This window comes from Streptomyces sp. NPDC006872, from assembly GCF_040635845.1.
In the GTDB taxonomy this organism is placed as follows: Bacteria; Actinomycetota; Actinomycetes; order Streptomycetales; family Streptomycetaceae; genus Streptomyces.
Genome location: NZ_JBEYIL010000005.1, coordinates 477,048 through 491,829, shown reverse-complemented (window position 1 = coordinate 491,829; position 14,782 = coordinate 477,048). Strand labels below are relative to the sequence as shown.

General features: G+C 73.0%; 13 protein-coding genes and 1 pseudogene. 7 read left to right on the top strand and 7 right to left on the bottom strand.

Annotated elements, in window-relative coordinates; translation table 11 throughout:
* Positions 1-39: 39 nt before the first annotated feature.
* The 3 genes from ABZ725_RS18035 to ABZ725_RS18025 all read left to right on the top strand — a co-directional run bounded on the left by ABZ725_RS18035 (position 40) and on the right by ABZ725_RS18025 (position 4,269).
* Positions 40-894: a metallophosphoesterase gene (locus ABZ725_RS18035; protein ID WP_358803609.1), complete on the top strand. Its 855-nt coding sequence runs from the start codon at positions 40-42 to the stop codon at positions 892-894.
* 167 nt (positions 895-1,061) lie between these two features.
* Complete coding sequence (locus tag ABZ725_RS18030) at positions 1,062-2,537, top strand: MFS transporter (RefSeq protein WP_358803608.1); 1,476 nt, start codon at positions 1,062-1,064, stop codon at positions 2,535-2,537.
* Between the two features lie 154 nt (positions 2,538-2,691).
* Complete coding sequence (locus tag ABZ725_RS18025; RefSeq protein WP_358803607.1) at positions 2,692-4,269, top strand: carboxylesterase family protein; 1,578 nt, start codon at positions 2,692-2,694, stop codon at positions 4,267-4,269.
* A gap of 7 nt (positions 4,270-4,276) precedes the next feature.
* Here ABZ725_RS18025 and ABZ725_RS18020 read toward each other — a convergent pair whose 3' ends face one another.
* Positions 4,277-4,852: a hypothetical protein gene (locus ABZ725_RS18020; protein WP_351904488.1), complete on the bottom strand. Its 576-nt coding sequence runs from the start codon at positions 4,850-4,852 to the stop codon at positions 4,277-4,279.
* A gap of 177 nt (positions 4,853-5,029) precedes the next feature.
* Between ABZ725_RS18020 and ABZ725_RS18015 the strand changes: the two genes are divergently transcribed.
* Positions 5,030-6,529, top strand: coding sequence for a subtype B tannase (locus ABZ725_RS18015; protein ID WP_358803606.1), 1,500 nt, complete (start codon positions 5,030-5,032; stop codon positions 6,527-6,529).
* Positions 6,530-6,618: 89 nt separating this feature from the next.
* Here the strand turns inward: ABZ725_RS18015 and ABZ725_RS18010 are convergent, their stop codons facing one another.
* Genes ABZ725_RS18010 through ABZ725_RS18000 form a run of 3 tightly spaced genes read right to left on the bottom strand, consistent with a single transcriptional unit; the run spans position 6,619 to position 9,934 of the window.
* The gene (locus ABZ725_RS18010; protein ID WP_358803605.1) at positions 6,619-8,022 is read right to left on the bottom strand and encodes a PTS transporter subunit EIIC; all 1,404 of its coding nucleotides are present in this window, start codon (positions 8,020-8,022) and stop codon (positions 6,619-6,621) included.
* A gap of 16 nt (positions 8,023-8,038) precedes the next feature.
* Positions 8,039-8,962, bottom strand: coding sequence for an N-acetylmuramic acid 6-phosphate etherase (murQ, locus tag ABZ725_RS18005; protein WP_358803604.1), 924 nt, complete (start codon positions 8,960-8,962; stop codon positions 8,039-8,041).
* A 39-nt stretch (positions 8,963-9,001) separates the two neighbouring features.
* The gene (locus ABZ725_RS18000) at positions 9,002-9,934 is read right to left on the bottom strand and encodes a MurR/RpiR family transcriptional regulator (protein ID WP_358803603.1); all 933 of its coding nucleotides are present in this window, start codon (positions 9,932-9,934) and stop codon (positions 9,002-9,004) included.
* Between the two features lie 55 nt (positions 9,935-9,989).
* Here ABZ725_RS18000 and ABZ725_RS17995 point away from each other — a divergent pair, with 55 nt between their 5' ends.
* Both ABZ725_RS17995 and ABZ725_RS17990 read left to right on the top strand, forming a co-directional pair.
* Positions 9,990-10,373 carry a hypothetical protein gene (locus tag ABZ725_RS17995; protein WP_358803602.1) on the top strand — a complete coding sequence of 128 codons (384 nt, stop codon included), beginning with the start codon at positions 9,990-9,992 and terminating at the stop codon, positions 10,371-10,373.
* Entirely contained in the window at positions 10,370-10,657 is a 288-nt protein-coding gene (locus ABZ725_RS17990) for a DUF4031 domain-containing protein (RefSeq protein WP_358803601.1), read from the top strand. The genes ABZ725_RS17995 and ABZ725_RS17990 overlap by 4 nt, the downstream gene beginning before the upstream one ends.
* Here the strand turns inward: ABZ725_RS17990 and ABZ725_RS17985 are convergent.
* Together ABZ725_RS17985 and ABZ725_RS17980 are read right to left on the bottom strand one after the other, a co-directional pair.
* Positions 10,650-11,141: pseudogene (locus tag ABZ725_RS17985) on the bottom strand (GNAT family N-acetyltransferase); the annotation flags it as partial. The gene ABZ725_RS17990 and the pseudogene ABZ725_RS17985 overlap by 8 nt on opposite strands.
* 20 nt (positions 11,142-11,161) lie before the next feature.
* Positions 11,162-11,806: a hypothetical protein gene (locus tag ABZ725_RS17980; protein ID WP_358803600.1), complete on the bottom strand. Its 645-nt coding sequence runs from the start codon at positions 11,804-11,806 to the stop codon at positions 11,162-11,164.
* A 126-nt stretch (positions 11,807-11,932) separates the two neighbouring features.
* On the opposite strand from ABZ725_RS17980, the gene ABZ725_RS17975 reads away from it, so the two are divergent.
* Positions 11,933-12,643: a copper homeostasis protein CutC gene (locus ABZ725_RS17975; protein WP_358803599.1), complete on the top strand. Its 711-nt coding sequence runs from the start codon at positions 11,933-11,935 to the stop codon at positions 12,641-12,643.
* Positions 12,644-12,673: 30 nt separating this feature from the next.
* Here the strand turns inward: ABZ725_RS17975 and ABZ725_RS17970 are convergent, their stop codons facing one another.
* Positions 12,674-14,719 carry a UvrD-helicase domain-containing protein gene (locus tag ABZ725_RS17970; protein ID WP_358803760.1) on the bottom strand — a complete coding sequence of 682 codons (2,046 nt, stop codon included), beginning with the start codon at positions 14,717-14,719 and terminating at the stop codon, positions 12,674-12,676.
* Positions 14,720-14,782 lie beyond the last annotated feature (63 nt).

The window sequence follows — 14,782 nt, the reverse complement described above, 5'->3', positions numbered from 1 at the left end:
CTCTGATCTGCGGCTCAACTGCTGTGTAGTGTCTGGGAGATGAGGATTCTCCATCTCTCGGACACCCACATCGGGCGCACCGACGGCCCCGAAGGCCGGCGCGTCGACGCCACCGACTCCCTGCGGCTCATCCTCGACGAACTCCGCCACCAGCGGGACGTGGACGTGGTCGTCGTCACCGGCGACCTGGCCGACGCCGGCGCAGTGGAGGAGTACCTGATCGTGCGCGAGCTCGTCGGCGGGTTCGCGCGCTCGCTGGACGCGCCCGTCCTCTACACCACCGGCAACCACGACGAGCGGTCCGCCTTCACAAAGGTGCTCGGCAACGGGCACGCGGACGCCGTGCTGGAGTACCCCGGCGCCGAGCGGGCCGCCGTCAGCACCGTCGACGGCTGGCGGCTGGTCACCCTGGACTCGCTGGTGCCGGGGAAGGTGTACGGCCGGCTCGGCGCGGGTCAACTGGACTGGCTGCGGGACGTGTTGAGCACACCGGCCGAGCACGGCACCGTCCTCGCCTTCCACCACCCGCCGATCGCTCTCGGCGTCTCGGCCACCCAGCAGGTCTTCGGGCTCCGGGACCCGGAGGTGCTGGCGGAGGCGATCCGGGGGAGTGACGTACGGGCCGTCCTGACCGGGCACTTCCACCTTCAGCTGTGCGGCTTCCTGGCGTCGGTGCCGGTGTGGGTGACGCCCGGGGTCGTCAACCGCATCGACCTGGCCACCGCGCCCGGCACCGAGCGGGCGGTGCGGGGCGCGTCCGCGTCCCTGGTGGAGCTGGGCGGGGCGACCGGGCCGATCTTCCACACCCTCCACGCGCGGGATCCGCGGGCCCACGAGACCGTCTACGAACTGGACGAGGAGCGGACTCGGGAGATCATCGCGCGGCACGGCTGAGAGCGGGCTGAGCACGGCTGAGCAGGGCTGAAGGCGGGTGGGTGCGGCCGAGTCATTCGGTGCGGGCACCGCCGTGGCAGGTTTCGCTTGCTTAACTCAATCAATCTGCATAAGCTTGCTTGAGTCAAGCAGTTCAAACCCCTCGCGCATCCGACGGAGGCCCTGTCATGTCCGACGCCCTTGCCCGACCCGCTGCGGCGGGAACATCCGCCCCACCGAGGTCGAACGCCGTGGTGGCGGTGCTGGCCCTGGCCGGGATCGTCGTCTCGCTGATGCAGACGCTGGTCATCCCGATCGTCCCCGAGCTGCCCAAGCTGCTGGACGCGCCCGCTTCCGACACCGCCTGGGCGGTCACCGCCACCCTGCTCGCCGCCGCCGTGGCCACCCCGGTCGTGGGACGCCTCGGCGACATGGTCGGCAAGCGGCGGATGCTACTGGTCAGCATCGTGCTGCTGGTGACCGGCTCGGTGGTCTGCGCCCTGGCCGACTCGCTCGTGCCGATGATCGTCGGCCGCGCCCTGCAGGGCCTGTCGGCCGCCGTGGTGCCGCTGGGCATCAGCATCCTGCGGGACACGGTCCCCGCCGAGAAGCTCGCCGGTTCGACGGCGGTGATGAGCGCCTCCCTCGGTGTCGGCGGCGCGCTCGGTCTGCCCACCGCCGCGTTCATCGCGGACCGCTGGGACTGGCACATCCTCTTCTGGACCTCCGCGGCCCTCGGCGTCGTGTCTCTTCTGCTCGTCCTGATGTTCGTCCCGGAGTCGAAGAACCGGGTCGGCGGACGCTTCGACCTCGTGGGCTCGCTCGGGCTCTCGGCCGGTCTGATCACGCTGCTGCTGGCCGTGTCCAAGGGCGCCGACTGGGGCTGGACCTCCGGTACGACGCTGGGCCTGGGCGTCGCCGCCGTCGTGATCCTGGGAGCCTGGGGCGTCTGGGAGCTCAAGGCCAAGCAGCCGCTGGTCGATCTGCGCACCACCGCCAAGCCCCAGGTGCTCTTCACCAACCTCGCCTCGATCGCCCTCGGCTTCTCGATGTTCGCCATGTCCCTGGTCCTGCCCCAGCTGCTGCAGCTGCCCGAGCAGACCGGCTACGGCCTGGGCAGGTCGATGCTGACCGTCGGCCTGGTGCTGGCCCCGCAGGGTCTGGTCATGATGGTGATGTCGGCCGCGTCCGCCAAGATCACCAAGGCCAAGGGGCCCAAGGTCACCCTGATGATCGGCGCGCTGATCGTCGCCTCCGGCTACGGGCTGAACATCCTGCTCATGTCCGAGGTGTGGCACCTGATCCTGGTGTCCTGCATCATCGGCGCCGGCGTCGGCTTCACCTACGGCGCCCTCCCGGCCCTGATCATGGGCGCGGTCGACCCCTCCCAGACGGGCGCGGCCAACAGCCTCAACACCCTGATGAGGTCCCTGGGCACCAGCTTCGCCAGCGCCATCGCCGGTGTGATCCTCGCCCAGATGACCACCGACTTCGGCGGGTACGCGCTGCCCTCCGAGAACGGCTTCAAGGTCGTCATGGCCATCGGCGCGGGAGCGGCCCTGCTGGCCTTCCTCCTCGCCACGTTCATCCCGAAGCGGAAGGCCGTCGCGGCCGAGCCCGCGGCGACGGACGAGGTCGAGGAGGCCGCGCCGGTGCGGGCGTGACCGACTGACCTGCAAGCGGCGGCCGTCACCCACACGAGGGGTGACGGCCGCTTCCGGCACTTTCGCCGACCACGGCCCGTTCCACGAGCAGCCGCACCTGAACTGCCGTCCTTGAGCAACTGCCCTTGAGCAGTCGTCCTTCCAGGAGTGATCGATGACGACACCCGCCGCCCCCGACACCCCCGACATCCCCGCGTCCGCCGAACAGCTTGTGGTGCAGACCGCCGCCGGAGCCGTGCGCGGTCGCCGTGAGGAGGACCTCGCGGTCTTCCGCGGGATGCCCTTCGCCGCACCCCCGGTCGGCGAGGCCCGCTTCCAGGCTCCCCGTCCGCCCCACCCGTGGGACGGCGTCCGCGATGCGCACGCCTTCGGCCCGCCGCCTCCGCAGGAGGCGGGCATCCAGGGCCGGACGGGAGTGCTGGACGCGCCTACGGGTGACGACTGGCTGACGGTCAACGTCTGGACCCCGGACGTCGGGTCGCAGTCGCCGTCGGCGGGTCGGCCGGTGATGGTGTGGATCTACGGGGGCGCCTACAAGCTCGGTCACTCCGGCAGCCCCGGCTATGACGCGCAGCATCTCGCCCGCGCCGGGGATCTGGTCATCGTCACCTTCAACTACCGGGTGGGGATAGAGGGGTTTGCGCGGATCGAGGGCGCGCCCGCCAACCGGGGGCTGCTCGACCAGGTCGCCGCGCTGGAGTGGGTCCGGGACAACATCGCGGCGTTCGGGGGCGACCCCGGCCGGGTGACCGTCTTCGGCGAGTCGGCGGGCGCCGGTTCGGTGGCCGCGCTGTTGGCCATGCCGAGCGCGCGGGGCCTGTTCGGGCGGGCCATCGCGCAGAGCGTGCCCGGCACCTACTTCTCCGACGAACTGGCCCGCGACCTCGCGACCGAGATCGCCGCGGAGGCGGGTCTGCGTCCGACGGCCGCCGACCTGGCGACGGTGGACCCGCGCAAGCTGACCGAGGCCGGGGCGGCGCTGGGAGCGAAGATGGCGGAGCGGGTGGACCGCTGGGGGCAGGTCGCGCCCACGGTCACCCCGTTCTCCCCCGTGGTCGACGGCGAGATCCTGCCGACGACCCCCTGGCAGGCCCTGGCGGCGGGCGCCGCACGGGAGGTCGAGCTGATCGTCGGTCACAACGCGCAGGAGTTCCGCCTGTTCCTCGCGATGGGCGGCCTGCTGGGCAAGGTGACCGAGGAGCAGGCGACGGCCGCCCTGCGTCTGTTCGCCCCGGGCGGGGGAGCGGAGGGCGAACACGCCTACCGGTCGGCGTTCCCGGAGGCCGACCCGAGCGAGCTGTACGAGCGAGTGCAGTCGGACTGGCTGTTCCACATACCCTCCCTGCACCTGGCCGAGGCTCAGGTGGCGGGCGGCGGCCGGGCCCACGTCTACGAACTGACCTGGCCGGCCCCCGGAGGCGGCGGCGCCCTGGGCGCGTGCCACGGCCTGGACATCCCGCTGCTGTTCGGCACCTACGGGGCGGACCTGGGGAACCTGCTCTTCGCGGGGGTGGAGGTGCCGGCCGAGGCCCGGGCGCTGACGGCGCGCTTCCACACCTCGTGGACGTCCTTCGCGAGGACCGGAGACCCGGGTTGGCCGGCGTACGACAGCGAACGCAGGCTGGTGCAGGTGCTGGACGTGGAGCCGGAGGTGCGCCCGTACCCGGAGGAGACCTCCCGGCGGCTGTGGGAGGGGCACGATTTCCCGCCGCTGCCGTTGATCGGCGGCTGACCGGGCGCTACAGGTTGCCGAGCGGCTCGATGTCGACCTTCACCGGGGTGCCCCAGATCCGCAGCACCTCGTAGTCGGTGAACTCGTGCACGAGCCGGTAGGCCATCGCGGGGCGGGAGCCGCGGCGCAGGGCGTTGATGTACTGCTCGGCCTCGCGCCGGTCCCTCCTGGGCGTTCCGCAGAGGTGCCACTCCTGGCCGTTCCACAGCTCCGCCAGCCAGCGCTGCTGAGGCTGTGGGCGGTCGGCGCGGGTGCCGTAGCGGGAGACGGAGGGGGTGGGGGCGGTGTACGGCGCCTGCGGGGCCGGGCCGTTGAACTCGGCGCGCCGGGCCGACCGGCGGCGGGTCTCGCACAGCAGGCACAGGTCGGCGGCCGCCTCGTCGACCGGACCGTACGGATGCTCGGCGCAGCGGGTGGTGGGCGCGGCGCCGACGACGCTCTCGTCCAGCAGCTCCAGGGCGCGCCGCAGATCGGCCTTGACCTCGTGCAGCTTGGCGTCCGGGGTGTCGCCGGTGAGCGCGTCGCCGTGCTCGCCGAGAACACGGAGGGCACGGCCGAGCGCGGTGAGCTGGGCGTGGTTCATGGCATCCAGGGTAGGGGCGGCGGGGGCAGGGGCGGCTCTCGGCCAAGTTGTGGCCACGGGCTAGCATTGTTGACAATTTCGATGACGATTGGGGGTGAGAGCTGCCTACAGAAGAGACGGAAGTGAAGCCGAGTGAAGCGAGTGACGAGAGTGACGCGTAGGACTGTGGTCCGGGGCATGGGGCTCACCGCCGCGGCGGCGGCCGTGCCGGGAGTCGGGTTCCCCGGAGTCGCCAGGGCCGCCACCGACTCCTCCCTGGTCTTCGATCCCGCCGCCTACACCGAGCAGACGATCAGCGTCACGGACACCGTCGGCGTCGCCCACAGCGTGACCTACCGCTTCTACAAGGTCGCCGGCTATGTGGCCGCCCCCGTGGACAGGGCGTACCAGTCCCTGAACGTCAGCGTCCCGGTGTCCGTCGACGGCACCGCGGTCGACGCGACGGACGCGCCCATCCTCTTCGCCAACCAGGTCGGCGGCTACATGCCGTCCTCCGTCGCGAACGCCACCGGCATCGGCGGCGCGATGGGCCCCGCCGGCACCCTCAGCCGCCAGCGGCTCGCGCTCGCCGCCGGATACGTCGTCGTGGAGCCCGGCGCACGCGGTCGTAGCCTCGTGGACGCGAACGGCGTCTACTACGGCACCGCGCCCGCTGCGATCGTCGACCTCAAGGCCGCGGTGCGGTACCTGAAGTTCAACAAGGGCCGGGTGCCGGGCGACACCGACCGGATCGTGTCGTCCGGGGTCAGCGCAGGCGGCGCCCTCTCCGCGCTCCTCGGCGCCTCCGGCGACAGCCCGCTCTACGACCCCTACCTGGCGGAGATCGGCGCGGCCGACGCCTCCGACGCGATCTTCGCCAGCGGCGACTGGTGCCCCATAGCCGACCTGGAGCACTCCGACGCCGCCTACGAGTGGAACTGGGGCGCCAACTCCCTGGCCTCGGGCGCGACGGTCGACGCGACCGTGTCCGCCGACCTCGAGGCCCAGTACACGCACTACCTCGCGTCCCTCGGGCTGCGGGCCAGGGGCTACGGCGCCCTCACCGTGCGCAACCTGGACACGTACATCCTGGAGACCTTCATCCAGCCCTCGGCCGCCAAGTACCTGGCGGCCCTCACGGACACCGCCCGCGACGCCTACCTCGCGGCGCACCCCTTCATCACCTGGTCCGCCGGCCGGGCGACCTTCACCTGGGCGGACTTCCTCACCCACGTCGGCCCGAGGAAGAAGAACGCGCCCTCCTTCGACGGCTTCGACCTGGCCACGCCCGAGTGCAACCTCTTCGGCGCCGGCGTCACCAGGGCCCGTCACTTCACGCAGTACAGCCTGCGCCACGAATCCGGCGACAGCGCACGCCTCGACGCGGACATCCCGGCCAAGCTCCACCTGATGAACCCGATGTTCCACCTTGTCGACAAGGTCAACCCGCACCGCGCGAAGCACTGGTGGATCCGCGTCGGCACCAAGGACAGCGACACCTCCCTGTCGGTGGTCGCCAACCTCGCCACCCGCCTGGGCAACCTCGGCGACGACGTGAACACGTCCTACTACTGGGACGGCGGCCACGGCGCTGACCAGGACCCGGGCGACTTCATCGCCTGGATCGCGAAGGTCTCGGGCCGCAAGGCCCACGGGAACCACGGGAACCACGGGAACCACGGGAACCACGGGAAGTAGCGGCCGCAGGCATGAGCGGCGTCAAGGCGTGGGCGGTGGGGGCAGCAGCTTTCCCCGCCGTCCGCGCCGATCCCTCCCGCCGGGGCTGCTCAGGAGCTGTGGGCAGCCGCGGCAGCCGCTCTCACCCCGCCGAACGCGTATGTCGCCGCGAAGCCGACCGCGTAGCCCGTCAGGAGTCCGCCCGCGTAGATCGCCGCCGTCGCGCCCAGCCCCCGGTTCCCGGCCAGCAGCGGGAACAGCGCCCAGCCGGACGGGCCGATCGCCGTCGCGCCCACCTGGTCGCCGAGCATCGCGAAGAACCCGACGAAGGCCCCGCCCGCCGCGCCGCCCGCGCAGGCCGTGAGGAAGGGCCGGCCCAGGGGGAGCGACACCCCGTAGATCAGGGGTTCGCCGACGCCCAGCAGTCCGGCGGGGAGCGCCGACCTGATCGTCGTCCGCAGGGAGGTGTACGCGTGCTCGGACGTGTCGTGGCGCAGTCGGACGTACACCGCGACCGCCGCGCCGACCTGGCCCGCGCCGGCCATCGCCAGGATGGGCAGGAGGGCCGTGTGGCCCTGCTGCTCGATGAGGGTGGTGTGGATGGGGATGAGGGCCTGGTGGAGGCCGAGCATCACCAGGGGCAGGAAGAGGCCGCCGAGCACGAGACCCGCGACCGGGCCGGTCGTCGCGAGCAGCCAGTTCGCCGCCGTGCCGATGGCCGAGGAGACCGCGCCGGCCGCGTACATCAGGCCGTACAGCGTGCCGAGGCCGGCGACGAGGACGGTCAGGGCGGGGGTGAGGAGGACGTCCAGGGTCTCCGGGACCCGGCCGCGGCACCACCGTTCCACGCAGGTCGCCAGCAGGGCGGCCGCCAGCGCGCCGAGGACCCCGCCCTGGCCGGGGGCGAGCGTCACCCCGAACGCGGTCACCTTCGCGACGCCCGGGTAGACGACGATCGCCGCGACCGCGCCGCCCAGGATCGGGGTGCCGCCGAACTCCTTCGCCGTGTTGTAGCCGACGAACACGGTGATCAGCGCCATGAAGGCGGAGGCGACGGCGGCCAGGGCGGGGGTCAGCCCCGGCAGCCAACCGGCGTTGACGAGAAGCCCGCCCAGACCGGCGAGGATCCCGCAGCCGATCAGCGCCGGGATGAGCGGGACGAAGACGGCGGCGAGACGGCGCAGGGCGCTCTTCAGCGGGGTCGCGTTGCGCCGGCGCTGCGCCGCCTTCAGCTCGGCGCCGCGGGAGGCCGGTTCGTCGACGGCCGTCAGTTTCTCGAACTCGGCGGTCACCCTCGTCACCACGCCCGGTCCGAGGACGACCTGGTAGGCGTCGTCGGCCACGACGACCCCCAGCACCCCGGGCACCGCCCGCAGCGCCTCCTCGTCCGCCCGGGACGGATCGGCGAGGCCCAGCCGCAGCCGGGTCATGCAGTGGGCGACGGACGTGACGTTCGCGGGGCCGCCCACCAGGGGCAGGATCGCGGCGGCCGTGGAGGAGGAGTCGATACGCACCCTCCGAGCGTGCGGCTCAACGGCTCGCCGCGGCGAGCGCGGCGCGCAGATGTCCCCCGGACTCCTCCAGAAGGCGGGCGGCCGTCGGCCCGTCCACCCCGGCCAGCAGGACGAGGATCGCGTTCTTCACCTCGCCGTCGGCGGCCGCGAGGGCGGCCTCGATCTCGTCGTCCGCCGCGCCCGTCGCCAGGGCGACGATCCGCCGGGAACGCACGCGCAGCTTCTCGTTCGAGGCCCGGACGTCGACCATCAGGTTCCCGTACGTCTTGCCCAGCCGGATCATCGTGATCGTCGAGACCATGTTCAGCACAAGCTTCTGCGCCGTGCCGGCCTTCAGTCGGGTGGAGCCGGTGAGCAGCTCGGGACCCACGACCACCTCGATCCCGTGCTCGGCGGCCGCGGCCAGCGCACTGCCCGGGTTGCAGGCCAGCCCGACGGTCAGCGCACCCCGGGAGCGGGCGTACTCCACCGCGGCGACGGCGTACGGGGTGCGGCCGGAGGCGGAGACCCCGATCACGGTGTCGGCGGGGGTGAGGGAGAGGGCGGCGAGGTCCGTCTCGGCCAGTTCCCGGGAATCCTCGGCGCCCTCGACGGACGTGACCATGGCCTCCGGGCCGCCCGCGATGAGCCCGACGACCTGATCGGGCGCGGTGTTGAAGGTCGGCGGACACTCGGAGGCGTCGAGCACCCCGAGCCGCCCGGCGGTACCGGCCCCGGCATAGACCAGCCGTCCGCCGCGCGCCATCCGCTCGGCCACGGCGTCGACGGCGGCGGCGATGCGGGGGAGCTGCGCGGCCACGGCGGCGGGGACCCCGGAGTCCTCCCCGTTCATCAGCCGGGCGAGCTCGAGGGTGGGAAGCCGATCGATCTCGGCGAACTCGGCCCGAAACGCTTCGGTGGGCAGGGAGTCCAGCTGGGCGCGAAGGTCAGGGGAGTTCATCGGGGGTGCTCTTTCCAAGAGGGTCCGGTGCGACTACCTCTACCGGTGCCGGTGGGCCAACGCCTCGTAACTCGCCGCCAACGCGGGCGCGGCCGTCGAATAGGTCCGCTGAGCCACCCCCACGAACAGACAGTCGACCACCAGCAACTGACTCGTCCGGGAGGACATCGCCGCAGGCCGCAGCTCACTCTCCCGCGCGGTGGACGTGGTCAGCACATGATCCGCATACTGCGTGACCGCGCTCTGCGGCCGCCCGGTGATGGCAACGGTCGTCGCCCCCCGCTCGAACGCCACCCGCAGGGGCTCGACGACGTCCCGGGTCGACCCCGAGTGGGTGATGGCGACGGCGAGATCGCCGGAGGCGAGCTGCACCGCGGTGGTGACCGCGAGGTGGGTGTCGCTGTGGGCGTGTGCGATGCGCCCTATCCGCAGCAGCTTCTGGGTGAGGTCCTGGGCGACCAGCCCGGACGCCCCGACCCCGTACACGTCGATGCGCCGCGCGCCCGCCGCCGCGGTGACCGCCGCTTCGAGCTGGCCGGTGTCGAGGGCGGCGGCGGTGTCGGCGAGGGTCTGCTGCTCGTCGTGGGCGAGTTTGGCGACGACGTCCGCGAGGGAGTCGTCGACGGCGATGTCGGTGGTGAGGGCGGGCGACCGGCCGGACTGCTGCTGGGCCGCGAGCCCGGCGAGGGCGAGGCGCAGGTCGCGGTAGCCGGTGTAGCCGAGGAGGCGGGCGGTGCGCACGACGGTCGCCTCGCTGGTGCCGGTGCGTATCGCGAGGCCGGTGACGGTGAGGGCGGCGCAGCCCGCGGGGTCGCCCGCGACGGTCTCGGCGACACGCTGCATGGAGCGGGTCGCGGTGGGCGCGAGCGTGCGGACCTTGGCGGCGAGGGCGGCGGGAGTGGCGGGAGTGGCAGGCGCGGCGGGAGTGGCAGGAGTGGGGAGGCTGAAGGTTTCCTTCGCGTCCTGGGTCACGGGACGAAAGATATTTTTGGTCAGGACGGCGGTCAAGAGTGCGCACAATGGGTGCATGGAACCCGTGAGCCCCCTGGAGCAGGCGTTGCACGCCGCGCGCGCCCTCGTGCTCGCCGATCTGGCCGCCGGCCAGGTCGCCGCGGCGGACGTGGTGTCCCTGGTGGAGGACTCCGTCGCGCAGCGGCGCTGGTGGGTCGAGCAGTGGCCGGAGGGCGTGGCGTACGTGGCCGGGCTGGTGGCGCAGGACGTGCAGGACGCGCTGCTGGAGCGGTACGGGCGCTGGCCGTTGTGCCCGGTCTGCGGCTCCGGCGACCCGCACGCCCTCGACGTCGAGCCCGAGCTGGGACCGGACCCGCACTGGGTGTGCCACCAGGCGGGCGTGAAGGTCGCCGCGGTGGGGACGCTGGGATCGGCGACCGGGGGAACGGTCTCGTCGTGACGGTCTACATCGACCCGCCGGACTGGCCGGGGCACGGCCGGATGTGGTCCCACCTCGTCAGCGACGTCTCGTACGCCGAGCTGCACGCCTTCGCCGACGGGCTGGGCGTCCCGCGCCGCGCCTTCGAACGCGATCACTACGACATCCCGTCGCATCGCTACGCCGAGGTGGTGGCGGGCGGCGCGGTCGAGGTGAGCAGCCGCGAGGTGGTGCGGCTGCTGACGGCGTCCGGCCTGCGCAGACGCAAGGGCGACCAGGCCGGCTGGAGCGGCCAGGTCAGCTGAGGCGTGGGGCCCGCAGCTCGTACGCGTACTCCCCGTCCCCCTCGCCGACCCTGACGAACCCGGCCCGTTCCAGCACGGCCTGTGAGGGGGCGTTGGCGTGTTCGACGACCGCGAACAGGCGCTGTACGTCGTCCCGCGCCAGCGCCCAGTCGGCCAGTGCGCGCAGCGCCTCGGTGGCGTAGCCGTGGCCGCGGGCGGCTTCGACCAGGTCGTAGCCGATCTCCGTACGGCCGTCGTCGTCCGGGGCCGCGTGGAAGCCCATGCTGCCGACGGCCCGGCCGTCCTCGCGCCGTACGAGGACGTAGAGGCCGAACTCGGGCCGGAGCACGCCGGACACGTACGCCTTCGTCACCATCCCGGCGGCGTCCCGCGTCCCCTCGAACGGCCCGCCCCCGAGCCAGACGAAGCCTCCGCCGCCGCCCGCGCGCAGTCCGGCGGCGGCGCTGGGGCTGACGGCTTCGAGGGTCAGGCGGTCGGCGGGGATGCCGCTCCGGGCGGTGGTCGTCATGAGGTGAGCAGCTCCAGCTCGCCCCGCAGGTTGTGGCGGGCCGTCTCCTCCCACCGCTCGGCGCCGTACGGGGTCCTGAACAGACGGGGCAGGTCGAGGAGTTGGCGCAGGACGTCGGCCCGGCCGGCGCGGAAGGCCTCGTTGGGGACGAAGTGGTACTCCTCGCGGACGGCGAGGGTGTAGACGGCGTACGCGGAGGGCGGCGCGGCGAGGATCGCGAGGTCGGCGTCGCACAGGACCTGGCCGTCGGGGTCGTCGTCGGCCGGGTCGTGGGTCACGGTGAGCCGGACGAGCCGCGCCACCTCGGCGGTCTTCGCCGGCGCCACCCCGGCCTCGGGCAGGGCGCGCTCGACGAGCCGGGCCGAGCGCTCCTCGTTCTCGGAGCGGTCGGGCAGGTAGACGGCGTCGTGGAACCAGGCGGCCAGCCGGACGACGTCCGGGTCGGCGGCGTGCGCCTGGAGGACGTCGATCCGGTCGAGGACCTCGGTGAGGTGCGTGAGCGTGTGGTAGCGGCGCTGCGGCTCCTGCCAGCGGGCGAGGAGATCGTCGGCGTACGGCGCCGGGTCGGGGCCGCCGACGGAGGGCCGGGCTCTCTCCAGGGCGTGGCTGAAACGGGTGCGCAGGGCGTCGAGATCGGCCATGGCCTCATTGTCGCCCCGTGGCGCGTATTCTTAAATTGGACTAGACCTGTAGACCTGTAGCCGTCGCCCGACGGTGCTCACCGTCGGTGCTCACCGGTGGTGCTCACCGCCTACGAATGGGGTCCCATGAGCAAGCGTGCAGTGCTGGAGGTGATCGCCCTCGACGTCGAGGACGCGGTCGCCGCCCAGGCCGGAGGCGCCGACCGCCTCGAACTGGTCACCGACATGGCCGCCGACGGGCTCACCCCGCCGATCGCGGCCTTCACCGGGATCCGGTCCGCCGTCGACCTCTCCCTGCGCGTCATGCTGAGACTCACCGACGGCTTCGCGGCGGGGGACGTCGAGAGCCTCGTGCGCGTCGCCGACGGGCTGCGGGCGGCCGGCGCGGACGAGTTCGTGCTCGGGTTCCTCGACGCCGAGGGCGGGGTCGACCTGGCCGCGGTGGAGCGGGTCGTCGCCGAGCTGGACGGCTGCCGCTGGACCTTCCACCGCGCCCTGGACCACGTCGGCGACCGCGACGCCCTGCGCAAGCAGCTGGACGGCCTGCCCGGACTGGACACCTACCTCACGGCCGGCTCCCCGGACGGCGTCGACGCCGGCCTCCCCACCCTCCTCGCGGAGGCGGCCCGGCACGGCGAGCAGGGCTACGAGCAGCAGCTCCTCGTCGGCGGAGGCCTGCGCCTCGACCACGTACCGCTCCTGCGCTCCGCCGGCGTCGACGCCTTCCACATCGGCGGCGCGGCCCGCCCGGGGGGCTGGACCGCGCCGGTCTCGGCGCAGACGGTGGCGCGGTGGCGGCGGACGGTCGACGGGATCCCCGCCGACCAGGCGCTCTAGGACGGGTCCTGGGCCCCCGGGCGGGCCGCGTCAGCCGAGCTGGGGCGGCAGTGGGGCCGTGTGGGTCACGACCAGGCCCGACACGGCTCGGGTCAGTGCCACGTACAGACGGCGCAGGCCCGTCCGCTCGTCCGGTTCGCCGTCGACCACGGCCTGGGGTTCGTCCAGGACGACGTAGTCGTACTCCAGGCCCTTGGCGAGGGACGCCGGGACCAGGGTGAGGCGGGTCTCGGCCGTCGTCTCCTCGCCGGGGGCCAGATGGCCGATCCCCGCGGCCGTCAGGGCTTCGGCCAGGGCCGGGATCCGGGCGTCCGCCGCGATCAGGCCCGTCGAGCCCTCGTTGCGCAGCAGCTCCTCGCAGGCCGCGAGGACCTCGCCGTCCCCGGAGACCGGCCGGACGTCGAAGAAGCCGGGGTTCTCACGGACCGACGCGACGGGCGTGAGGCCCGGGGCGATGTCCGGGAGCAGCCGGGAGGCGTAGGCGATGACGTCCGTCGGGACGCGGAAACCGGCCGTCAGCTCCTCGACCACCGCGTCCGCCTTGCCGAGGTGGACGAGGGCCTCCTGCCAGCTCCGGGTCGCCCACGGGGTGGTGCCCTGCGCGAGGTCGCCCAGCACGGTCGCCGAGCCCGTCGTGCAGCGGCGGCCGACCGCCCGGTACTGCATGGGGGACAGGTCCTGCGCCTCGTCCAGGACCACATGGCCGAGCGAGTGCGTGCGCTCGACGAGATCGGTCGCCTCGTCGATCAGCACCGCGTCCGCCGCCGACCACCTGGCCGCCTTCACCGAGCGCACCGGCTTCTGCCACAGGATCGTCTTCTGCTCGTCCTCGCCGAGCACGCCCTCCGCGTGCGTGGCGAGGAACTCCGGGTCGGTGAGCAGCCGCAGCACCAGCTTCGCCGGGTCGACGACCGGCCACACGGCCTTCACCGCCGCCTTCACCGCGCTGTTGCGGGCGACGGCGTCCTGCACCCGGTCGTCCGGGGCCTCGCCCGAGCGCTCCATCTGCACCAGCACGGCGTGCGCGATGCGCTGCGGCAGGGCCTCGCGGGCGGCGCCGTAGCGGATGTCCCGGTCGAGCAACTCCCGGACCATGTGCTCCAGTTCATACGCCGGAACCCGCCAGCGCCGGGAGCCGCGCACCACGACGATCGGCTCGCTCGGCATGCTCACCTGTGCGTAGACGGCGCGCCGCAGCACCTCCGCCATCCTCGCGTCGCCCTTGACGATCGCCGCCGCCGCGTCGTCCGCGCCCCGGACCTCCACATGGGCCACCAGGTCGTCGACCGTGCCCTGGCGGACCGTCAGCTCACCCAGTGCGGGCAGCACTTGCTCGATGTAGTGCAGGAAGGACCGGTTCGGCCCGATGACCAGCGTGCCCGTGCGGGCGAGCCGCTCGCGGTGGGCGTACAGCAGATACGCCACCCGGTGCAGACCGACGGCCGTCTTCCCGGTCCCCGGCCCGCCCTGGACGCAGACCGTCCCGCCCAGCCCGCTGCGCACGATCTCGTCCTGCTCGGGCTGGATCGTCGCGACGATGTCGCGCATCGGACCGACGCGCGGCCGCTCGATCTCCTGCTGGAGCAGCTTGCTGGTGCCGGCGACCCCCGACGGATCGGCCGGGTCGGAGAGGTGCTCGTCCTCGTACGCGGTGAGGTCGCCGCCGGTGTAGCCGAAGCGGCGACGCAGCCCGACGTCCATCGGGTCCTTCTTGGAGGCCCGGTAGAACGGCTGCGAGACCGGCGCACGCCAGTCGATGACCATCGGATCGCCGCCGCCGTCGTGCACATGCCGACGTCCGATGTAGAAGCGCTCCCCCTCGGCCCCCTCCGCCCGGTCGGCGCCGGGGGCGTGCAGGTAGTCGAGGCGGCCGAAGAAGAGCGGGGTGTGGCTGAGGTCGGCGAGCGCCTTGATGCGCTCCCCGATCTGGCGCTCCAGGATCTGGGCGTTGACCCAGTTCGCGGTGACGTCGCTGATGTCGAGCGCCTCGACGTCCTCACGCATGGCGCGCAGGGCGGCGCGGGAGGAGGTGAGATGGGCGCGCTCGCGGGCGAGGGGGTCGTCGTCGACGGGCATGGGCGGCGTGGACGGCGTGGACGTCGCGGACAAGGGGGTGCCTCCGGGCCGGTACGGGGGGTG